The following is a 4,011-nucleotide window of genomic DNA, read 5'->3' on the forward strand; positions in this document are numbered from 1 at the left end:
AGGAACTCAAGGCACTGTAGGCCCTCCGGGCCCGTGCGTGGTTAGCGAGTGCAGAGACTCGTCAACCACGCACGGGCGCGAAGCGCCTTCGCGGCAGACTAACCTGTGAAGGAATTGACCGCACACGGCAGAAAGGTTCGCGATGGGTCGGATCAAGACGCAGGATCTTCCGGACCTTTCCACGCTGCTGGTTCCACAGAACGAGCTGATGCTCGCGGTGGAGCAGGCCGTGCTCCGGAATCGGGGGGCGGCCGGTGTGGCGGCGTCCCTCGCCGAGCAGATCGCGGCGAAGCTCGCAGGTGTCATCACACTCGGCCATGTGGACTCGGGTCAACGCCTCCTCGAGCAGGACATCAGCGCAGTGCTCCAGGTCAGTCGCGCGCCGGTGCGCGAGGCTCTGCGGATTCTCGAGCGTGACCGGCTCGTGCACTTCCAATCTCGGCGGGGTGCGGTGGTGACGGATCTGTGCGCGGGCGACGTCCGCGATCTGTTCGACGTTCGCGCCGCCCTTTATGTGATGTTGCTGCGCCAGGAATTGATGGAGCAGCCGGAGGATCTGAAGGCGGTATTCGACGCCAACATGCCCCGGGTGCTGCAAGGGGCGCGAGAGTCGGTCGACGCCTACGCGGTCGCCACATTTCTGCTGAACAGCACCGTTGCACAGGTTTCGCGCAATCGCATCGTGGCAGAGTTGTTGCAGTCGGTCTCCCTGCAGACCCTTCGGTACGTACGCGTTGGTCTGGCCGCCACGCCCCGCGACCTGCCGAAATTCGCCAAACGCTGGCGCGCGCTCCACAACGCGATCGTCGAGCAGGACGCCGACCTCGCGGTGGAACTTGCCGAGCAACGAATCATCAGCGTCCGTGATTCCGCACTTCGCGAGCTCGGTGCGTCTGAGGAGCCCGCCGGAGACCGGCGCGCAATCTGATTCCAGGCCCCGTAGCGGCCATGCCGCACGGCCGTACATCACGAACACCTCGCCGTGGCGATTGCACCAGTGAAGGGGAATCGCCGCCTTCGATAGCCCCCGGTGCGCTGTGCCGCGCACGGAATCCGTGGCATCCGCCGAATTGCCGTGTCGTATCCGGCGTTCCTCGACCGTAACGAGTCGGGGTGTTGTCGTGTGCCCGTTCGGTGTGCTGGGAACTGCCCAAAATTGTTGTCGACATAAATTGTGATTCCTGTTACGTTGTGACTGGCACCACTTATCCGGCCTTTGCCGGTCATTCGAATCGTGAAGAACCAGCCGAAATCGAGGAGCCCTCGTGAAGCCTTGTGTCACCCCCCTGACTGGATCCATCGGCGCCGCTGTGGACGGCGTTCGTCTGGATGAGCCCATGGACGATCGGACGTTCGAGACGCTGCGTGCGGCTTTCCGGGAGCATTGCACGCTCGTGTTCCGCGACCAGTACGTAAAGCCGTTGGCGCAGATCGCGTTTGCCCGGTTGTGGGGCGAGCCGGTGGTCACGGAGATGCTGAATCCGTTGGATGGGCACCCGGAGATCTTCCAGGTCGCGAACGTCAAGAAGGAGACCACGGCCACCGAGGCCTGGCACTACGACGGATCGTTCACCGCGGCACCGCCGAAGATCTCGATGTTGTCGGCGATCACGACCCCGGTGGGCGGGGACACGATGTGGTCGAATCAGTATCTCGCGTACGAACGACTGTCTCCCGCAATGAAAGACACCCTGAACGGTCTGATGGTGCGGTTCAGTGGCATCCGGCTGGGCCGCATGCTCAATGTCGCCGACGAGGACACGCCGACCGCGGTGCATCCGCTGGTGCGCACGCATCCGGAGACGGGGCGGAAGGCGCTGTTCGTGGGACATCGGGAGAACGCCTGCATCGACGGGTGGACCCGATCGGAGAGCGAGCCGTTGCTGGAGTTCCTGTATCGGAACTCGGTCACCCCGGACAACGTCTACCGCCACACCTGGCGGGAAGGCGACCTGGTCATGTGGGACAACCGGTGCACCATGCACTACGCGATCCACGGCTACGGCGTCCAGGAACGGGTGCTCAACCGCATCACCCTCCGCGGCGAGGTTCCTGCGTAGGAGCGCCCACGACCAGCCCACGACCGTATGGCGCACATCCAGACGTAGTGCGCACTGATTGGAGCAACAAATGCAAGACAACGATCGCTCCACAGTGAGCGCGACGGCAGCAGCGCGGGGTGGATCGGCATTCCCGGATCCGTTGTGGAAGGTGCCGAGGACGACTGCTTGCATCACGACGAGGAAGGGAGAAGATGTGTTCATGGCACTCCCGGGCGACACCGAACGGGCAGACGACCCCGCCGACGGCGGCAAAAGGGTCGCCCCGGCGGTGAGCGCTCCGACTGCCCGCACCGCATGGAGCATCACGTTCCTCGTGATGATTCTGCAAACGATCAACTTCGCAGACAAGGCGGTACTCGGGATCGTCGCCCGGCCGCTGTCCGAGGATCTGGGCCTGTCGAACGCGGACATCGGACTCTTGGGCAGTGCCTTCTACGTCCTGTTCGTGATCACCGGGCTGGTCGGCGGCTTCATCGCCGACCGTGTGCGCATCGTCTGGGTGCTGCTGGCTCTGGCCCTGCTGTGGTCGCTGGTTCAGATCCCGGTACTGCTGGTGGGCACGTTCACCGCGCTGATCGTCAGCCGCGTGCTGCTCGGCGCCGCGGAAGGCCCCGCGGGTGCTTTGAACAACGTCGCGGTGTTCGGATGGTTTCCCAAGAGCAAGCGCGGCCTTCCCTCCGCGGTGGTCAGCTCCGGTACGTCGCTGTCGAAGATACTGATGGCGCCGGTGCTCACGGTGATCGTCGCGGCATATGGATGGAAGGCCGCATTCTGGACCCTGATGATCGTCGGCCTGGTGTGGGCTGCCGTGTGGCTGGTTGTCGGCAAGGACGGGCCGTACTCGGTGAGCAGTGCGCGCGAGGAAGCCCAGGCCGGTACCACCGGCAAGGTGGAACGGGTGAGTTTCCGGCGGATCGCCGCATTGCCCACCTTCTGGGGTGGGGTAATCGGCATGTTCGCCATCTACGGCATGGTTGCGGTGATACTCACCTGGCTGCCTTCCTACTTCGAGCAGGGGCTGGGCTTCGGCCGGGTCGACTCGGGACTGCTCTTCGCGCTGCCGAGCGTGACCGGGATGGCGTCGATGTTGTTGGTGTCCTTCATCACCGATCGGCTCGCCGGCAGGGGCATGAGCGTGCGAATCTCGCGCGGAATGGTGTCGGTGGTGGCTTTGTTCGTGTGTGGCGTCATGCTGGCCTCCATCCCCTTGGTGCACAGTGCGTGGCTGGCCGTGGTCCTCGTGGTCGCGGGATACGGAGCGGGCGTGGCCAGCTACCCGCTGATGAATGTCGCGGTGGCGCACATCAGCCCGGAGCGTCAGGTCGCATCCACCCTGGGCGTCTTCACCGCACTGTTTTCGACCTCGGGCATCCTCGCCCCGTGGCTCACCGGTCACCTCGTCGATACGGCGACTACACCCGCCGAGGGGTACACGACGGCTTTCCAGATCTTCGGTGTCGTGGCGATCTTCGGCGCCGTGGTGATGGCGCTGACCGTCAATCCCGAGCGTGATCGCGCCCGGATCGCGGCGATCGACACGCTGACCAGCGCCGACGGCTCCGTCGACGACAAGTCCTGACGAATCCGGACGCGGGCGCACCCGGGTGGCTCCGATGCCTTCCAGCCCTACTTTCTGCCGATCATGTTCGATCTCATCACGCGCATGAACCAGCCTTCGAGGGCTGGTTCATGCGCGTCCGTCGTGTCAGGCGGCCGCTCGATGTCGGCCGGTACCGCAGATAGCGTTCAGCTGGGGTCACGACTTTGGCGACGCGCGCTCGAGGCGCCATAACGCCTCGATGTCGGCGGCATGCGGCATCTCGTCGGTGACGAACAGCAAGCACCGTCATTTGCATGCGCGACTACGAAACCCGACCCGGCCACCGCGAGTCGGGGTGTTGTCGTGTGCCCGTTCGGTGTGCTGGGAGACTGCCCAAAATTGTTGTCG

3 protein-coding genes are annotated in these 4,011 nt (G+C 64.4%); all 3 read left to right on the forward strand.

All coding sequences use genetic code 11. The features are described 5' to 3' along the window. Positions 1-142: 142 nt before the first annotated feature. Positions 143-928, forward strand: a complete 786-nt coding sequence (locus AZG88_RS18100) for a GntR family transcriptional regulator (protein ID WP_005242742.1) — start codon at positions 143-145, stop codon at positions 926-928. A 337-nt stretch (positions 929-1,265) separates the two neighbouring features. After that, on the forward strand, positions 1,266-2,060 hold the full coding sequence (locus tag AZG88_RS18105; RefSeq protein ID WP_061698477.1) for a TauD/TfdA dioxygenase family protein: 795 nt from the start codon (positions 1,266-1,268) through the stop codon (positions 2,058-2,060). A gap of 202 nt (positions 2,061-2,262) precedes the next feature. Continuing rightward, complete coding sequence (locus AZG88_RS18110) at positions 2,263-3,642, forward strand: MFS transporter (protein WP_043943943.1); 1,380 nt, start codon at positions 2,263-2,265, stop codon at positions 3,640-3,642. Positions 3,643-4,011: the final 369 nt, after the last annotated feature.

This window comes from Rhodococcus sp. LB1 (genome assembly GCF_001583455.1).
Lineage (GTDB): Bacteria > Actinomycetota > Actinomycetes > Mycobacteriales > Mycobacteriaceae > Rhodococcus_F > Rhodococcus_F opacus.